The following is a 17,176-nucleotide window of genomic DNA, read 5'->3' on the forward strand; positions in this document are numbered from 1 at the left end:
GCGTGGAGCGCCCCGGGGGTCGCTCCATATCCGCGGGAGATCAGTGTGTCGATGCGCGAGCTGGTGATTCTCGGGACGGCCAGCCAGGCGCCCACCCGGCAGCGCAACCACAACGGGTACGTGCTGCGCTGGGACGACGAGGTGATCCTCTTCGACCCGGGTGAGGGCAGCCAGCGGCAGCTCCTGCACACCACTGTCACCGCGACCGACCTGACCCGGATCTGCGTCACGCACTTCCACGGCGACCACTGCCTCGGTCTGCCAGGCACCATCCAGCGACTCTCGCTGGACCGGGTGGCGCATCCGGTCGCCGTGCACTTCCCGGCGGGCGGCGCCGAGTACTTCGCCCGACTGCGGCACGCCACCTCCTTCTACGAGACGGCCGAGCTGGCCGTCACCCCGATCGAGACCGACGGTCAACAGATCGCCCTGAGCTGCGGCACGCTGGAGGCCCGCCGGCTGCGGCACCCCATCGAGACGTACGGCTATCGGCTGATCGAGCCGGACGGCTGCCGGATGCTGCCGGACAAGCTGGCCGCGTACGGCATCGCCGGTCCGGCCGTCGGCGAGCTGATCCGCGTCGGGCACCTGGACCTCGACGGTCGTCGCGTCACCCGCGACGAGGTGAGCGTGCCCCGACCGGGGCAGCGGTTCGCCTTCGTGATGGACACCGGCCTCTGCGACGGGGTGTACGCCCTGGCCGAGCACGCCGACCTGCTGGTCATCGAGTCGACGTTCCTGGAGTCGGAGGCCGCGCTCGCCGCCGAGGTCGGGCACCTGACCGCGGCGCAGGCCGCGCGGGTGGCGACCGAATCGGGGGTACGCACCCTGGTGCTCACGCACTTCTCGCAGCGCTACCCCGACCCGCGCCGGTTCTACGACGAGGCCCGAGCGCACTTCGACGGGGATCTGGTCATCGCCGAGGATCTGACCACCGTGCAGGTCCCGCCGCGCCGGGTAGCCTCGGCCGGATGACCGTCACGCTCCGCCCCGCGACCGAAGGCGACCTGATGGCGGTGGGCGCCCTGCACCAGCGCTCCCGGGTCGCCGCGTACTCCGCCTTCCTGCCGGTCGAAGCCCTGGCCGACCCGACACCGGAGGCGATGGGCGCGTACTGGACCGAGCGGTGGCGCTGGGAGCGGGACACCCACCGACTGACGGTCGCGGAGCGGGCCGGGGCGCTCGTCGGGTTCAGCTACCTGGGTCCGGACGACGAGGACGACCCGGCGACGGGGCTGCTCAACGCGATCCACCTGGAACCAACCGAGCAGGGCCGGGGCACCGGCCGCCTGGTGATGGTGGACGCGTTGGACGCCATGCGCGCCCGGGGTTGGCGCCGCGCGGTGCTCTGGGTGCTCCGGGAGAACGCGCACGCCCGCTCCTTCTATGAGCGCGGCGGCTGGACGTCGACGGGCGTGGAGCGCGAGGAGCACATCGGCGCGGCCCGCACCCCGCAGGTCCGCTACACCCGCCCCCTCTGAGCACCGGCCGGCAACGGCCCGACCACCCTCAACGCCGGCCCGGCAACGGCCCAGCCGGCCACCCCACCCACCTCACGCAGAGCCTTTGCTCTGCTTCAGCGGAGGCAACAGTGACCGGGCATTTCTGTTGCCTGGGTTGAAGCAGAGCAAAGGACGCGCGGGGTGTCCTGTGCCCCCGCAGGGGCAGCCTGCGGGGGCACGTCGCGGGGGCGGTAGCAGCTCGGGGGCAGCTAGTGGGCGCCGAGGTGGGCCAGGAGGTCCTGGCGGGTCAGGACGCCCTTGGGCTTGCCGTCGACCAGGACCAGCGCGGCGTCGGACTTCTCCAGCAGGCCGACGGCCTCGCTCACCGGCTGACCACCGCCGATCATCGGCAGCGGGTCGCCCATGTGCCGCTCGATGGTGTCGTGCAGGTGAGCCTGACCGGTGAACAGCGCGTCGAGCAGGTCCCGCTCGGCGATCGAGCCGGCCACCTCACCGGTCACCACGGGCGGCTCGGCCTTGAGCACCGGCAGCTGGGAGACGCCGTACTCGCGCATGTAGTCGATCGCGTCGCGGACCGTCTCGGTCGGGTGCACGTGCACCAGCTCGGGCAGGCCGCCCGGCTTGCTGGCCAGCGCGTCGGCGACCGTCGGCTCGTGGCCGGAGTTGTCCAGGAAGCCGTACCGGGCCATCCACGAGTCGTTGAAGATCTTCGACAGGTAGCCCCGGCCGCCGTCGGGCAGCAGCACCACGATCACGTCGTCCGGGCCGGCCTTGCGGGCCACCTCCAACGCGGCGACCACCGCCATCCCGCAGGAGCCCCCGACCAGCAGGCCCTCCTCGCGGGCCAGCCGCCGGGTCATCTCGAAGGACGCCTTGTCGGAGACCTCGACGATCTCGTCGGCCACACCCCTGTCGTACGTCTCCGGCCAGAAGTCCTCGCCGACGCCCTCGACCAGGTACGGGCGGCCGGTGCCGCCGGAGTAGACCGAGCCCTCCGGGTCGGCCCCGATGACCTTCACCCGACCGTCGGACGCCTCCTTGAGGTACCTACCGATGCCGGAGATCGTCCCGCCGGTACCGACGCCCGTCACGAAGTGCGTGAGCCCGCCCTCGGTCTGCTTCCACAGCTCGGGGCCGGTCGTCTCGTAGTGCGAGCGCGGGTTCGCCGGGTTGCTGTACTGGTCGGGCTTCCACGCGCCGGGGATTTCCCGGGTCAGCCGGTCGGAGACGTTGTAGTACGAGCGCGGGTCCTCCGGGGCGACGGCGGTCGGGCAGACCACCACCTCGGCGCCGTACGCCCGCAGCACGTCCTGCTTGTCCTGACTGACCTTGTCGGGGCAGACGAAGACGCACTTGTAGCCCTTGAGCTGGGCCACCAGGGCGAGCCCGACACCGGTGTTGCCGCTGGTCGGCTCGACGATGGTGCCACCGGGCCGCAGCAGGCCCGCCGCCTCGGCGTCCTCGACCATGCGCAGCGCGATCCGGTCCTTCACCGAGCCACCCGGGTTCAGGTACTCCACCTTGGCGAGCACGCTTGCCTGGATGCCCTCGGTGACGTTGCGCAGGCGGACCAGCGGGGTGTTGCCGATCATGTCGACGACGTTGTCGTAGTACTGCACGGTGTGCCCTTCGTTGCGGCGCCGGCGACGGCGGCCGGGCAGACGTATCCTCGCCGACCAGCGTACGTGCCGTCAGGGCACCAGCCCCCCGGGGATGACCGAGCTGCGTCGGGCCTCCCACTCCAGGAATCGGTCGGTCTCGGCGAGCACGCTGCCGGCCAGCCAGGTGATCATCACCGCGTCGTCGGCCAGCCCGAAGATCGCCAGTGGGATCTCCGGCAGCAGGTCGATGGGCGAGACGATGTACGCCGTGGCCGCCGTCATCAGGGCCAGCCGGAGGCCGCCGTCGTACTGCCCCCGGGTCGTCGCCCGGATCATCCGGGGCAGCGCCGCGAGTCGGGTGCCCAACGAGGGCCCGCCGCGCGCCCCCGCCGCCAGTGCCCGCGCCAGGGCCGTGAACGCCGCGCTGCGCTTCAGTGTCTTCCCCATCGTCGCGCTCCTCTCCGCCGGATCAGCGTGGCGGGTCGGCGCAAGTCGGCCGGCCTCCACCGGACAGGTACCCCGTCGCGTCGGTTTCCAGGCACTCCCGAGCCGGGACGACGACAGCGGCGTGTCGGGCCGGCGCGATAATGTCGGCATATGGGGGTGGCTGGTTCTGTCGTACCCGTTGGTCCGCGCTGGCGGCAGGCCTGGCGGATCGCCCGGCTGGCGGCCATCGGGACGGGCGCCACCGCGGCGGCCGCGATGGCCACCGGCGGGGTGCTGCTCGGCCAGGCCCGCCAGGCCCGGCGCACCATCCCCATGGCCGAGGCCCCGCCGCCGCGCTGCGACGGGATGTACGGCGCGAAGTTCCCCGGCCCTCCGCTCACCATGGTCGTGCTCGGTGACTCGTCGGCGGCCGGCTACGGAGTGCACCGCCGCCGGGAGACACCGGGAGCGCTGCTCGCCACCGGGCTGTCCCGACGGCTGCACCGGCCGGTACTGGTGCGCCGTTTCGCGGTGGTCGGCGCCATCTCCGCGGCGCTCCGGCACCAGGTGGAGGCGGCGTTGGAGTGCGCGCCGGACATCGCCGTGATCCTGATCGGCGGCAACGACATCACCAACCGCACGCCGCGCGGCCTGGCGGTGCGCTATCTGGTCGAGGCGGTCCACGCGCTGCGCGACGCCGGCTGCGAGGTGGTCGTCGGCACCTGCCCCGACCTCGGCGCGATCCGGCCGATCCAGCCACCGCTGCGCTGGCTGGCGCACCGGTGGAGTCGCCAGCTCGCCGCCGCCCAGACGGTGGCGGTGGTCGAGGCGGGCGGCTCGACGGTGTCCCTCGGCGACCTGCTCGGCCCACGGTTCGCCGCCGAGCCGCACCGGATGTTCGCCTGGGACCGGTTCCACCCCTCCGCCGAGGGGTACGCGATGGCCGCCGCCGCCCTGCTGCCGACGATGCTCTCGGCGCTCGGCTCCGGGCCGGAGCGACGGGCCACACCGGCGCGGGGCGAGGGCGTACGGTCGCTGCCAAAGGCCGCGCAGGAGGCGGCCCGGCACGCCGGCACCGAGGTCAGCGGCACCCAGGTCCGGGGCCGCGATCGAGGGCCGGCCGGCCGGTGGGCGCAGCTGCGTCGCCGGGCGTTCTTCGGTGTCAACACGGTGCCGCAGTCCGGCTCCGCGACGGACACCTCGACAGTGGAGGGACTGGCATGAACGAGCGCAGCGAGCGGAGCGTGACCGCCGGTCTCCCCGGCCGCCTGGGTCGGGCGGCGGCGATGTCGCTGCTCGCCGGCACGGTGGGCGGCGCCGCCGTCCTGGCCGGTGAGGCGTTCGTCGCCCGGCACCGGCGCTACGCCGAGCCGGAGCTGGGGCTGGCATTGCGGGCCACTATCGGTCGGGCCGACGCCGCGCCGCTGCGGCTGGTGCTGCTCGGTGACTCGTCGGCGTTGGGCGTGGGCGTCGACCGCCTCGACGACACCATCGGCGGACAGTTGGCCAACCTGCTCGCCGAGGGTCCGACCGGTCGCCGGGTGCACCTGTCCAGCGTCGGTGTCTCCGGGTCCCGCTCGACGGACCTGGCGACCCAGGTCGCCCGGGCCCTGCTCGGCGAGCGTCCCGACGTGGCACTGATCCTGATCGGCGCGAACGACGCGACCGGGCTGCGCCGACCCGCCGACGCGTCCGCCTATCTCGGGGCGGCGGTGCACCGGCTGCGGGAGGCGCGCGTCGAGGTGGTGGTGGGCACCTGCCCCGACCTCGGGGCCGTACGCGCCATCGCGCCGCCGCTGCGGCAGCTGGTCGGCTGGTCGGGGCGGCGGATGGCCCGCGCGCAGACCACTGCGGTGTTGGAGGCGGGCGGCGCGGTGGTCGACCTGGCCACCGAGACCGGTCCGGTCTTCCGGGCCGACGCGGGGACGCTCTGCCACGACGGCTTCCACCCCTCCGCCGACGGCTACCGGGTGTGGGCGCACGCCCTGCTGCCGGCCGTCGCTGCTGCGGCGGCGGTCGCCTCCCGGCGCTAGAGCGACGTCCGGGCGGGGTGACATTTCCCGCCGCGCCTGCTTCTTCCGTGCCATGTTACCGGCGGGTTAACGTTGGCTCATGCCGATTGAGTCGTCCCGCGACGCCGTCATCGTCGCTACCGCCCGCTCCCCCATCGGTCGGGCGCACAAGGGGTCCCTGCGCGGTGTCCGCTCCGACGACCTCGCCGCGACCATCGTCCAGGCCGCGCTGGACAAGGTCCCCCAACTCGACCCGACCACCATCGACGACATCTACCTCGGGTGCGGCCTGCCCGGCGGTGAGCAGGGCTTCAACATGGCCCGCGTGGTGGCCACCCTGCTCGGGCTGGACACCGTCCCGGGCGCCACGCTGACCCGCTACTGCGCCTCCTCGTTGCAGACCACCCGGATGGCGTTGCACGCGATCCGCGCCGGCGAGGGCGACGTGTTCGTCTCCGCAGGTGTCGAGATGGTCTCCCGCTACGCCCGCGGCAGCTCCGACGGGCTGCCTCCCGAGGCGCAGGCCCTCGTCGGCGGCGGCTGGGAGAACCCGCGCTTCGCGGCGGCCGGCGAGCGCTCCAAGCGTCGCGCGCAGGGCGGCGCCGAGGTGTGGACCGACCCGCGCGAGGCCGGTGAGCTGCCGGACATCTACCTGACCATGGGGCAGACCGCGGAGAACCTGGCCCAGGTGTACGACGTCACCCGCGCCGACATGGACGAGTTCGGTGTCCGCAGCCAGAACCTCGCCGAGAAGGCCATCGCCGACGGCTTCTGGGCCCGGGAGATCACCCCGGTCACCACGCCGGACGGCACAGTGGTGAGCACCGACGACGGCCCCCGCGCGGGCGTCACCCTGGACGCGGTCGCCGGCCTGAAGCCGGTGTTCCGTCCGGACGGCCGGATCACCGCGGGCAACTGCTGCCCGCTCAACGACGGCGCCGCCGCCGTCGTCGTGATGAGCGCCCAGCGGGCGCAGGAGCTGGGTCTGACCCCGCTGGCCCGGATCGTCTCCACCGGCGTGACCGCGCTGTCGCCGGAGATCATGGGCCTCGGACCGGTCGAGGCGTCCCGGCAGGCCCTGAAGCGGGCCGGCATGACCATCGACGACGTCGACCTGGTCGAGATCAACGAGGCGTTCGCCGCCCAGGTGATCCCCTCCTACCGGCAGTTGGGCATCCCGGAGGAGAAGCTGAACGTCATGGGCGGTGCGATCGCGGTCGGCCACCCGTTCGGCATGACCGGTGCCCGGATCACCGGCACCCTGCTCAACGCGCTGGAGTGGCACGACAAGACCATCGGTCTGGAGACGATGTGCGTCGGCGGCGGCCAGGGCATGGCCATGGTGCTCGAACGCCTGAGCTGACCCGACGTCAGAGCGCGCCGCGGGTCGCCGTCACCTCGGCGGCGGCCCGCGCCAGCGCCTCGGCGTCGGCCCCGGCGGCCAGCAGGTCGGCAGTGACCACGCGCAGCTGGTCGGGCAGGGCCAGGTCGTTGTCCAGCCGGGGCACGGTCCGGCGGGGCTGCCCCTCGGCGTCGGCTGCCAGGTTGGCGATCTCCTGCACCAACCGGTGCATCAGGTCGGCGCGGGGCACGTTGCCGGTGGTCGCCGCCGCCGCCCAGCGCCGCTGCTCCCAGTGCCCGACCTGGCGGACCAGCAACCGCACGGTCCGCTCCAACTCCTCTGCGCTCATCGCCGCCGAGTCTACGGCCGACGCCGGCCCCGACATCGCGGGCCGCTCAGCGGCGCAGGTAGCTGAGCAGCCGTAGCAGCTGCCAGTAGAGGAAGACCAGGCCGGTGAGCAGGCCGAACGCGCTCAGCCACGCGTACCGGCGGGGTCGGCCGTCGCGCACCGAACGCTCGACGAGGTCGAAGTCGAGGATGAAGCTGAACGCACCGGCGATGATCGCCACGACCGAGAAGGCGTACGGCAGCCAGCCGACCTCCCCGCTGACGCTGTAGACCGCCAGTCCCGGCCGGCCGGAGATCAGGTACGACACGAGGTTGACCACGCTCAGCACGGCGATGCCGAGCAGCGTGCCGATGACCAGGCGGGCCAGCCGGGGCGTCGCGCGGATCACCCGCGCCCGGTACAGCGCGGCCATGCCGAGAAAGACGCCGAACGTACCGGCCACCGCCTGCACCACGATCCCCGGATAGACCTGCTCGAAGGTCCGGCTGGCGACCCCCAGCAGCAACCCCTGGAGCAACGCGTAGCCGACGATCGGCACCGGGTTGGTGATCCCCCGCAGCGAGATGACCAGGACCAGCGCGATCGAGGCCAGGGCGGTGCCGGCCAGGGCCGCCCCCGACCACACCGCGTCGGGCACCAGCGCCCAGGACACCGCGGCGGCCACGCCGGTGAGCAGGAGCAGTCCGACGGTACGCACCACCACGTCGTCGACTGTCATCGGCTCGACGTCGCGGGAGCTGACCACCCGGGACTCCAACCGGCCGGTCTCGTCCAGCCGGTTGAGCACCGGGTTGTTGCTGCGCACCGTCGCCTCCTTCGCCCGCGTACCCCTGGCAGTCACTCTGCCCCGGACGGCCCGACGGCGGCGGCGAAACGGCGCCAACGACGGCGCCCGCCCCCACGATGAGCGGGAGCGGGCGCCGGTCGGACGGGACGGACGAGGTCAGTCGTCGCCCTGGAAGTAGCTCAGCAGGCGCAGGATCTCGATGTAGAGCCAGACCAGGCTGACCAGGATGCCGAACGCGGCGACCCAGGAGTAGCGCTGGGGCAGGCCCATCCGGACGCCGTCCTCGATCTCCTTGAAGCTGAGCACGAAGCTCAGCGACGCGACCACGATGCAGACGAGGCTGAAGCCGATGGCCAGCGGGCTGCCGTCACGCAGACCCGTGTTGACGCCGAACAGCGCCAGCACCAGGTTGATCAGCATGACCGCGGCGAGGCCGATGATCACCGAAGTCATGACCTTGACGAAGACCGGGGTGGCCCGGATGATCTTCGCCTTGTAGATCATCGTCATCACGAAGAAGATGCCGAAGCTCGCCACGGCGGCCTGGAGCACGATGCCGTCGTAGGCGGACTCGAACGCCTTGCTGACCATGCCGACGAAGACACCTTCGACGACCGCGTACGCGATGACGAGCGCCGGGTTGGCCATCCGGGAGAACGAGATGATCAGGCCGAGCACCAGGCCGACGACCGCCGCGCCGATCCAGGCGGTGCCGACCAGCGCGTCGGGCACGAGCACCCAGGCTGCCGCGGCGGTGATGCCGAGGATGCCGAACAGAGCAACCGTCTTGACGACGACGTCGTCGACGGTCATCGGCGCCACGGCGGGCGGCGCGGCCGGGTAGCCGGCCTGGGACGGGTACTGCTGGGGAATGCCGGGCTGTCCGTACGGCCCGGCCGGTGCGTACCCGGCGGAGCGCTCCCGCTCGGCCGCCTGGCCGAGCCGGGCGAGCACCGGGTTCGAGGTCTTCACTTTCTGGCCTCCCTCAGGGGGTCGTTTGCACGTGAACGTGCACCCCAAGAGTAAACTGCCCGACCCACTCCTGGTGATCACGATGAGAACGCGGCGGCCGTGGCGGCTGGGTGCCCGGGGCGGGGGTCGAACCCGCATGCCTTTCGGCAGCCGCTTTTAAGGCGGCCGTGTCTGCCGTTCCACCACCCGGGCGGGTGGCACCCGCGCGCCGACACGCACGGTCCAGTGTCACCGTAGCCGGTCGACGGCGACCCGGCGTACCCCGCCGGGGTGGCCACATTAGGGTCGATGCCGTGAGCAGCGCAGCCCCAACGGCCCCCGACGCCGCCCCTGACCAGGTCTTCCGTCTCGACGATCAGGTCATCCGCCGACCCCGGGCCGTCCGGCTGCGCTCCGCCGTCCGCCGCCACCGGACGGACCTGCTGATCGCGTTGGTCTGGGTGGCGCTGGCCGGTTGGCTGACCCACGGCCTGTGGCCCGACCCAAATGGGCGGACGTTGGCGCTCAACCCCGAGGACCAGACGCTCTACGAGTGGTTCCTGGCTGTCGACGCGCGGGCGCTGCTCGGTGACTTCCACCTGCTCACCGACCGGCTCAACGCCCCGGACGGCGTCAACCTGATGGCCAACACCACTGTCATCGCGCTCGGCGTCGTCTGCGCGCCGATCACCCTCCTGCTCGGCGCACCCACCACCTTCGCGCTGCTCGCCGCCGCCAACCTGGCCGGCACCGCCCTCGCCTGGTACCTGCTGTTTCACCGGACGCTGCGGGCCCACCGCCTCGCCGCCGCGCTCGGCGGCGGGTTGTGCGGCTTCGGTCCGGGCATGATCTCGCAGTCCAACAGCCATCTGCACATGACGGCGCAGTGGCTGGTGCCGGTGATCGTCTGGCTGGTGCTCCGGCTGCTCCGCGCGTCCGACCCCGGCCCCACGACGACCGACGGGACGGGCCGCGCCCGATCCGTCGGCCCGGACCGACGGCGGATGATCAGCTCCGCAGCCGGGCTGGCCGCGGCCGTCACCGCGCAGGTCTTCATCGGCGAGGAGGTCCTGTTCCTCTGCGCCGTCGCGCTGCTGGTGATGGCGATCAGCTACGCCGTGGCGGACCGGGACCTCGCCCGCCGCGCCCTGCCCGGATTCGCCGGCGGGCTGGCGATCGCCGCCGGCCTGGCGCTGCTGGTGCTCGGCTACCCGCTCTGGTTCCAGTTCGCCGGACCGCAGGGCGTCGCCGACGGGATGTTCAGCCCGGCCTACTTCTCGGCCGACCTCAGCAGCTGGTGGGCGGTCTCCCCGCTGTCCGTCGCCGGCAGTGACGAGGCGTCCCGGCTGACCACCGGCCCCGCCGAATACAACACCTTCCTCGGCTGGCCGCTGCTGCTGGTCACCGCCGTCTGCGCGGTCTGGGCCGGCCGGCGCCGGCTGGTGCTCGCCTGCGTGGTGGCGGCGCTGGTGATGGGCGCGCTCTCCCTCGGCCCGGAGGTGGTGCTCGGCGGCACCCGCACCGCGCTGCCCGGCCCGTACGCCCTGCTGGCCGGGTTGCCGGTGGTGGACGGCGCGCTGCCGATGCGGTTCGGCCTGGCGCTGCTCCCGATCGTGGCGACGGTGCTCGTCGTGGCCGTCGACCGGGCGCTGCGCGGCACCGGCCGGGCGCGGCGGCTGGTGCCGCTGGCCGTCATCGCAGCCCTGCTGCCGATCTTCCCGACTCCCCTGCCGACCACCGAGCGGCCCGCCGTGCCGGAGTTCATCACCGGCGGGCACTGGCGGCAGTGCGTCCGCCCGGGCGGGGTGCTGGTCCCGGTGCCGCTGCCCACCCCCAAGGAACCGTGGCCGATGCGCTGGGCAGCCGCCGCCGACGCCGGGTTCGGCCTGCCCGAGGGGTTCTTCATCGGCCCGTACGGACGCCATGGCACCGCCGCCATGGGCACCTTCAAGCAGCCCACTTCGGCCCTGCTGGCCGATGTCGCCCGCCGCGGCGACCAGCCGGCCATCGGCGACGAGCAGCGCCGGCAGGCCGCCCGGGACGTCGACTTCTGGGGAGCGTCCTGCGTGGCACTGGCCGACGACGCGCCGCACGCCGACAGCCTGCGGGCGACCCTGGAGCAGTTGTACGGCCCGGCCACCCGCGTCGCCGACGCCTGGATCTGGCGGGTCTGACGCCGAAAATCGCGAAAGGGCCCCTCCCGAACAGGAGGGGCCCTTTCGTCCAGTTCGCTCAGACGCGGGGTGCGCCGACCGGCTGGGACGCCTCGACGAACTCCTCGCGCGGGTCGTGCAGCTGACCCAGGGCGACGACCTCACGCTTGAGGAAGAACGCCAGCGACCAGTCCACGACCACCCGGACCTTGCGGTTGAACGAGGGGATCCGGCTCATGTGGTACGTCCGGTGCATGAACCAGGCCGGCCAGCCGGTCATCTTGATGCCGTACACCTGGGCGACGCCCTTGTGCAGGCCGAGGCTGGCGACGCTGCCGGCGTGCTTGTGCTTGTAGTTGACCGGTTCGCGGCCCCGGATCACATTCGCGATGTTGTCGGCCATCCGCGCCGCCTGGCGCACCGCGTGCTGGGCGCTCGGCGAGCAGAAGTTGCCCGGCTCCTTGGTCAGGTCCGGTACGGCGGCGCAGTCACCGGCGCTCCACGCGCCCTCGATGACCCGGTCACCGTCGACCACCTGCAGGGTGGGGATGCAGGTGACCCGCCGGCGGTCGTCACGCGGGAAGTCCGTCGCGTCCAGCATCGGCGACGGCTTCACGCCTGCCGTCCAGACGATCGTGTCGGACCGGAAGCTGTCCCCGTCGGAGAGCTTGACCACCCCGTCGACGCAGGACTCCAGGCGGGTGTCCAACCGGATGTCCATGTTGCGCTTCATGAGCTGCTGCACCGTGTAGGCGCCCATGTCCCGGTCGACCTCGGGCAGGACGCGGTTGGTGGCCTCGACGAGCACCCAGCGCATGTCCTCCGGCTTCAGCTCCGGGTAGTAGCGCAGGGCGTCCCGGGCCATGTCCTCCATCTCGGCGAGCGCCTCGATGCCCGCGTAACCGCCACCGACGAACGTGAAGGTCAGCGCCGAGCGGCGCACCTCCGCATCCGGGGTCACGGCCGCGACGTCCAGCCGGTCCAGCACGTGGTTACGGAGGTAGATCGCCTCACCGATGGTCTTGAACCCGATGCCCTGCTCGTGCAGGCCGGGAATCGGCAGCGTCCGGGACACCGAACCCGGCGCGACGATCACGTGGTCGTACGCGATCTCCCGGGCCGGGCCGACGATCGGCTGCACGGTGGCCACCTTGCGGTCGTGCTCGACACGCGTGACCGTTCCCGCCACCACCTTGCACCGGCGCAGTTCCCGCCGCAGCGGCACCACGGAGTGCCGGGGGGAGATGTTCCCCGCCGCGGCCTCGGGCAGGAACGGCTGGTAGGTCATGTGGGGCTGGGGGTCCACGACGATGACCTCAGCCTCACGGGAGCTGAGCTTCTTTGACAGGCGCAGGGCCGCGTAGAGACCGACGTGCCCGGCACCCACCACAAGGATCCGCTTCGGATTCACGTCATCTATCTTTCCCCGCCCGGCTCAGGTAATCCCGCTCGCGCCCCCCATCTGTGACGGAACACAACCCCTGTGACCTGCGTAACCCTGTCGCCACAGGGGTTCACCTACGCCGCAGCAGCCAACCCAGCAACGCGACGAGACCCACCGCCACCACCAGCCCCAGCACCGTGACCCACTGATGACCGGCCTCCCCGCCCAGGTCCGCCGCCTGCAACAGCAGCACCCCCAGCACGGCCGTGCCCAACAGCACCGCCGCCACCCGCAGCAACCACCGGGTGACCAGCTCCGGGTCCACCATCGCGTCGTACGGCAGCAGCGCCGCCAGCGCGCACAGGGAGTGCCCCAGATACAACAGCGCGGCGACGGCGAGCAGGCGCCACAACGCCACCGGCCGGCCGTATCCGTCGGTGGCGAGCAGCCAGCCCCCGGCCATGACCAGCGCCACGAAGGTCGGCCACAGCCGCCGCGGACCCATCGCGGGCAGCAGCGCGGCCACCGCCAGCAACAGCAGCGGCCGACCGGTCAACACCTCGGCGGGAAACGCCAGCGCCAGCCCGGCCAGGGCGGTGACGAAGATCGCGGCCCGGACCATCAGCGGAACGGCGCTGATCCGTGAAACAGCATTCTGAGCAGCCCGAACCCGCCCGGTGATCGCGTCGATCATCTGCACACACCCCTAGCGCTCACCGGGCTGCCTGTCGCTCGCGACTGCGGGGCTCGCAAACCCGGCTCACTCCTCACGCTCACCAGGCCACCTGTCGCTCGCGACTGCGGGGCTCGCAAACCCGGCTCACTCCTCACGCTCACCGGGAACCGACCCTTGGGGCCGTCGCCAGCCGCGCCACGTCCCGCAGCACCTGGTCCAGGCTGCCCGCGCCGGCCCAGCGCACGACGGGCACGCCGTGCTCCCGGAGCTGCCCGATCATGGTTTCCCGGTCCAGTCGCCACAGGCGGTACGCCACCTCGGCCCAACCCCGATCCTTCGGCGGTGTGAGGTTGGCCGGCAGCGTGTCGACCGCCACCACGAACCGGCCGGAGCGGGCCAGCCGCGCCAGCATCTGCGCCGACCGCTCGTCCAACAGCGGGGTGAGGACCACCACCAACGCGTCCGAGGAGAGCTGCTGCGGGCCGAAGACCTGGTCGTACGGCTCGTGCTGGGAGGCTTCGGCGCGTACGTCGAGCAGCCACTCCAGGACGGTCAGGTACTGCCGGCGGCCGGCGGCGGCGCGCAACCGGCGGGCACCCGGCCCGTACTCCACAAGCGACACCCGGTCGCCCCGGTGCAGGTAGTGCTCGGCGATCGCCGCGGTGGCCCGCACTGTGGTGTCCAGCACCGACGCGGAGCCGTCCACGCCGCCGGAGCGCCCGGCCTCGGCGAGCACGTCGAGCAGCACCACCACCTCGGCGTCCCGGTCGGAGAGGGTGGCCGCCACGTGCAACTGCCGGGCGCGCAGCGACACCCGCCAGTCGACGCGGCGCAGCCGGTCACCGGGGGCGAAGATCCGTACGCCGGCCAGCTCGCCGCCCTCACCGGGCCGGCGGGAGTGGTGCGCGCCGACCAGGCCGGCGGCGCGGGGCATCGCCTCCACCGCCTCGAACGGTTCGGTACGCGGGTAGACCCGCACCCCGACCGGCTCGGTGAACACCGCTCGGGAGACCAGCAGGCCGCCCGCCGCGGCGACCCGCGCGCCGGCCGGGCCGACCGGATGCCGGCCCCAGCGCAGAGCCCGGCCGGCCAACTCCAGGTCCACCGCCTCGGCGGCCGGCAGCGAGGTCACGAACGGCCGGTCGGCGACGGAACGGCCGGTGCCGGGGGACGTGCCGGCAGCGGGCGGGGCGTCGGCGGGCGGGGCATCGTCGGCAGGGCCGGTGCCGGCGAAACCGGCACGGGCGATCCGCAACCACGGCGAGACCCGGGACCGCACCACCACGAGGTCGTAGTCGATCGCGTCCGGGTTGCCGACGCTGACGGCCGCCGACACCTCGCCGCCCTCGACGAGCGGTCCGTCGTCCCCGGCGGTGATCCAGACCTGCGGCAGCGTCGTGGGCCGGCGGCGCAGCGCGTACGCGGTGCCCAGTGCGAACGGGGCCGCCAGCACGACGAGATCGACCCGCCCCAGCAGGACCCCCGCCACCAGCAACAGGCCGGCGAGCAGCACCGCGCGGCCGAGCGCCGGGGTGGGCGCCCAGCCGGCGGCCGACTCCGGCTCGGCGGATCGCGGCGCGGGCGCGGTCGGGCCGGTCATCAGCGCCGGAGCCCGCCGGCGGCGTAGCTGGGCAGCGCGCCGCTGGCCGGGGCGGGCGTGGCCTCCAACACCTCACCCACCACGAAGGCCGGGTCGACGCGGCGCAGCCACATCTCCGGGCGCAGGGTGATCCGGTGGGCCAGGGCGGGCGCCGCCACCTCCTTGACGTCCTCCGGCACCACGTAGTCCCGGCCGCCGAACACCGCGCGTACCCGGGACAGCAGCAGCAGCGCCAGCGAGCCACGCGGCGAGGCGCCGACCAGCACCGACGGATGTTCCCGGGTGGCCGCGGTCAGCGACACGATGTACCGGCCGATGGAGTCCTCCACCACCACGTCCTCCAGGGCTGCCTGCATCGCCCGCAGGGTGGCGGCGTCGACTACCGGTTTGATGTCCGCCTCCTCACGGCGGCGGCCCATCCGACGGCGCAGCACCTCCCACTCCTCCTCGTGCTCCGGATAGCCGAAGGAGACCCGCAGCAGGAACCGGTCCAACTGCGCCTCGGGCAGCGGGTAGGTCCCCTCGTACTCGATGGGGTTGGCGGTGGCCAGCACGTGGAACGGCTCGTCCAGCTTGTACGTCACGCCCTCCACCGAGACCTGCTTCTCCTGCATGGCCTCCAGCAGCGCGGACTGGGTCTTCGGCGGCGTCCGGTTGATCTCGTCGGCGAGGAGCAGGTTGGTGAACACCGGCCCGGCCCGGAAGGCGAAGTCGCCGTTGCGCTGGTCGTAGAGGAAGGAGCCGGTGACGTCGGCGGGGAGCAGGTCCGGGGTGAACTGGAGCCGGCGGAAGTCCAGCCCGAGCGCCTGGGCGAAGGAGCGCGCGGTGAGCGTCTTTCCCAGGCCGGGCAGGTCCTCCAGGAGCACGTGCCCACCGGCCAGGATCCCGGCGAGGACCAGCTCCAGCGCGTCCCGCTTGCCGACCACGACGGTGCCGACCGCGTCCAGGACGGCTTGGGCCAGGCGACCGACCTCGGCGGCGGGCATGCTCCGGTCCACGTCGTTCATCAGATCTTCTCCAGTTCGGCGACGATCACCGCGAGATCGCGCGGCGACGGGGGGCGGCGGGGCGGGGATTCCAGGAACGTCCACAGCCGGTCACCCAGCAGGGCACGGGCGCGGAACGGGTCCGACTCGCGGGTCACGGCGTGCTTCAGGCGCAGCCGTTCGTCGGCCAGTTCCGCGAGCCGGGGCAGGATGACCCCGGTGAAGCGTTCGGGTCGCGTCGTGGACCAGTCCAGTGGGAGTTCCCAGCCGTTGATGGCGGCGCGCAGCGCGTCCCGGGCGCTCCAGTTCCAGGTGCCGTCGTCGTACTGGGACACCGGAGGACGGGACCTCGCTGCCGGTGGCGGCGCGAGCGCGGCGGCGATCCGGCGCACCCCCGACACCGCGAACACCCCGGCCACCAGGATCACCAACGACACCTGCAGACCTACCGCCCGCAGGCCCACGACCAGCACGGCGACCAGTGCGGCGTTGCCGGCCAGGGCGCGGAAGACGCGCCCGGCCCGGCCACCCCGCTCCCGGTCGTCCTGCCTCGGCCGCTCCTCCTCGAAGGCGAGCAGGTCGTCGATGCTGGCGCTGCCACTCACCGGCCCACCGTCCCCGGCCCGATCACGACGACACCTCGCGGGCGCCCGTCGTCACGATGGTGAGTTCACCGCGGAGCCGGCGCAGCGCGGCGCGGGCCTGGTCGCGGGTGCTCTTGTCGACCTCGCGCGTGGCGTACCGGGCCTCGCGGTAGACGTGCGCGAACTCGGCCAGCACGTCGGCGCTGACGATCGCCGGGACCCCGGTCGACTCATCACCCCGCAGCAGCCGGGTGACCAGGTCGGTCGGGGTGTCGCCGGGAAGCCGGGGAACACCGGCCGCGGCGGCGGCCTCCTCGAGGCGTACCCAGCAGGCGATCACCGCGACGCGCGGATCGGTGGCCTGGTCGTCCAGCTCCACCAGGCCGGCGTCCAGGGCGGCGACCACTTCGCGGGCGGTGCCCTCGGCCGTACGCCGGGCCCGCTGCGCCGGCAGCGCCCGCGAGGTGCGGCGCAGCGCGCCACGCAGCAGGATCCAGCTGAGATAACCCAGCACCGCGAGGATGGCCAGCCCGAGCAGAGCCATCGCCACGGTGGCGATCCACTGCGGGATGTGCGCCTGCGTGGCCTCGCCGGCGTCCCTCGGCTCGACCGGAATCGACGGGGGCGGCGACGGCGTGTCCGTCGGATATTCGGGCACCCAGGGGACGTCCTCCGCGGCCGGCGGGATCTGACTGGCGCCGATCGACGAGTGCGCCGACGCCAGCGCGGCGGCCGCGAGCAGCGCCGCCACCGCACCCACCGGCCACCATCGGCGCAGCAGGCCGAGCACCGGGCGGACCACACCCGACCCGGCGACCGGGGACGGTGTGGGCGGGCGTGCTGCGCTCGTCATCGCCACCAC

The 17,176-nt window shown here is 73.0% G+C and carries 16 protein-coding genes, 1 tRNA gene and 1 pseudogene; 6 read left to right on the plus strand and 12 right to left on the minus strand.

The window, feature by feature from the left end; translation table 11 throughout:
* Nucleotides 1–45 precede the first annotated feature (45 nt).
* The gene (locus ACLQ27_RS17895; RefSeq protein WP_425867703.1) at nucleotides 46–975 is read left to right on the plus strand and encodes a ribonuclease Z; all 930 of its coding nucleotides are present in this window, start codon (nucleotides 46–48) and stop codon (nucleotides 973–975) included.
* Nucleotides 972–1,481 (plus strand): GNAT family N-acetyltransferase, encoded by a 510-nt coding sequence (locus ACLQ27_RS17900; RefSeq protein ID WP_425867705.1) that lies wholly within the window; start codon nucleotides 972–974, stop codon nucleotides 1,479–1,481. Before ACLQ27_RS17895 ends, ACLQ27_RS17900 begins: the two co-directional genes overlap by 4 nt.
* 230 nt (nucleotides 1,482–1,711) lie before the next feature.
* Here the strand turns inward: ACLQ27_RS17900 and ACLQ27_RS17905 are convergent, their stop codons facing one another.
* Together ACLQ27_RS17905 and ACLQ27_RS17910 are read right to left on the minus strand one after the other, a co-directional pair.
* The gene (locus tag ACLQ27_RS17905; protein ID WP_425867707.1) at nucleotides 1,712–3,082 is read right to left on the minus strand and encodes a cystathionine beta-synthase; all 1,371 of its coding nucleotides are present in this window, start codon (nucleotides 3,080–3,082) and stop codon (nucleotides 1,712–1,714) included.
* Nucleotides 3,083–3,154: 72 nt separating this feature from the next.
* Nucleotides 3,155–3,511, minus strand: a complete 357-nt coding sequence (locus ACLQ27_RS17910) for a YkvA family protein (protein ID WP_234584087.1) — start codon at nucleotides 3,509–3,511, stop codon at nucleotides 3,155–3,157.
* Nucleotides 3,512–3,661: 150 nt separating this feature from the next.
* On the opposite strand from ACLQ27_RS17910, the pseudogene ACLQ27_RS17915 reads away from it, so the two are divergent.
* From ACLQ27_RS17915 to ACLQ27_RS17925, 3 genes and pseudogenes are all read left to right on the plus strand, one after another.
* Nucleotides 3,662–4,743: pseudogene (locus ACLQ27_RS17915) on the plus strand (SGNH/GDSL hydrolase family protein); the annotation flags it as partial.
* Nucleotides 4,744–4,776: 33 nt separating this feature from the next.
* Complete coding sequence (locus ACLQ27_RS17920; protein ID WP_374109273.1) at nucleotides 4,777–5,523, plus strand: SGNH/GDSL hydrolase family protein; 747 nt, start codon at nucleotides 4,777–4,779, stop codon at nucleotides 5,521–5,523.
* A gap of 79 nt (nucleotides 5,524–5,602) precedes the next feature.
* Complete coding sequence (locus ACLQ27_RS17925; RefSeq protein WP_357573299.1) at nucleotides 5,603–6,865, plus strand: acetyl-CoA C-acetyltransferase; 1,263 nt, start codon at nucleotides 5,603–5,605, stop codon at nucleotides 6,863–6,865.
* A gap of 7 nt (nucleotides 6,866–6,872) precedes the next feature.
* Here the strand turns inward: ACLQ27_RS17925 and ACLQ27_RS17930 are convergent, their stop codons facing one another.
* The 4 genes from ACLQ27_RS17930 to ACLQ27_RS17945 form a co-directional block, all read right to left on the minus strand.
* Nucleotides 6,873–7,193 (minus strand): hypothetical protein, encoded by a 321-nt coding sequence (locus ACLQ27_RS17930; protein ID WP_425867710.1) that lies wholly within the window; start codon nucleotides 7,191–7,193, stop codon nucleotides 6,873–6,875.
* A gap of 46 nt (nucleotides 7,194–7,239) precedes the next feature.
* Nucleotides 7,240–7,998 (minus strand): Bax inhibitor-1/YccA family protein, encoded by a 759-nt coding sequence (locus tag ACLQ27_RS17935; RefSeq protein ID WP_234584092.1) that lies wholly within the window; start codon nucleotides 7,996–7,998, stop codon nucleotides 7,240–7,242.
* A gap of 138 nt (nucleotides 7,999–8,136) precedes the next feature.
* The gene (locus tag ACLQ27_RS17940; protein ID WP_357493682.1) at nucleotides 8,137–8,952 is read right to left on the minus strand and encodes a Bax inhibitor-1/YccA family protein; all 816 of its coding nucleotides are present in this window, start codon (nucleotides 8,950–8,952) and stop codon (nucleotides 8,137–8,139) included.
* Between the two features lie 111 nt (nucleotides 8,953–9,063).
* Nucleotides 9,064–9,144 (minus strand) — tRNA-Leu (locus ACLQ27_RS17945).
* A gap of 101 nt (nucleotides 9,145–9,245) precedes the next feature.
* Between ACLQ27_RS17945 and ACLQ27_RS17950 the strand changes: the two genes are divergently transcribed.
* On the plus strand, nucleotides 9,246–11,105 hold the full coding sequence (locus ACLQ27_RS17950) for a hypothetical protein (RefSeq protein WP_425867712.1): 1,860 nt from the start codon (nucleotides 9,246–9,248) through the stop codon (nucleotides 11,103–11,105).
* Between the two features lie 58 nt (nucleotides 11,106–11,163).
* Here ACLQ27_RS17950 and ACLQ27_RS17955 read toward each other — a convergent pair whose 3' ends face one another.
* The 6 genes from ACLQ27_RS17955 to ACLQ27_RS17980 all read right to left on the minus strand — a co-directional run bounded on the left by ACLQ27_RS17955 (nucleotide 11,164) and on the right by ACLQ27_RS17980 (nucleotide 17,167).
* Nucleotides 11,164–12,495, minus strand: a complete 1,332-nt coding sequence (locus tag ACLQ27_RS17955) for an NAD(P)/FAD-dependent oxidoreductase (protein ID WP_357493678.1) — start codon at nucleotides 12,493–12,495, stop codon at nucleotides 11,164–11,166.
* A gap of 103 nt (nucleotides 12,496–12,598) precedes the next feature.
* Entirely contained in the window at nucleotides 12,599–13,162 is a 564-nt protein-coding gene (locus ACLQ27_RS17960) for a hypothetical protein (protein ID WP_357493676.1), read from the minus strand.
* A 139-nt stretch (nucleotides 13,163–13,301) separates the two neighbouring features.
* Complete coding sequence (locus ACLQ27_RS17965) at nucleotides 13,302–14,744, minus strand: DUF58 domain-containing protein (protein ID WP_357493674.1); 1,443 nt, start codon at nucleotides 14,742–14,744, stop codon at nucleotides 13,302–13,304.
* Entirely contained in the window at nucleotides 14,744–15,751 is a 1,008-nt protein-coding gene (locus ACLQ27_RS17970) for an AAA family ATPase (RefSeq protein WP_234584098.1), read from the minus strand. The genes ACLQ27_RS17965 and ACLQ27_RS17970 overlap by 1 nt, the downstream gene beginning before the upstream one ends.
* Entirely contained in the window at nucleotides 15,751–16,335 is a 585-nt protein-coding gene (locus ACLQ27_RS17975) for a hypothetical protein (protein WP_425867715.1), read from the minus strand. Before ACLQ27_RS17975 ends, ACLQ27_RS17970 begins: the two co-directional genes overlap by 1 nt.
* A gap of 22 nt (nucleotides 16,336–16,357) precedes the next feature.
* The gene (locus tag ACLQ27_RS17980) at nucleotides 16,358–17,167 is read right to left on the minus strand and encodes a DUF4129 domain-containing protein (protein WP_425867717.1); all 810 of its coding nucleotides are present in this window, start codon (nucleotides 17,165–17,167) and stop codon (nucleotides 16,358–16,360) included.
* Nucleotides 17,168–17,176: the final 9 nt, after the last annotated feature.

The sequence above is a fragment of the Micromonospora sp. DT63 genome (genome assembly GCF_049841615.1).
Classification (GTDB): Bacteria; Actinomycetota; Actinomycetes; order Mycobacteriales; family Micromonosporaceae; genus Micromonospora.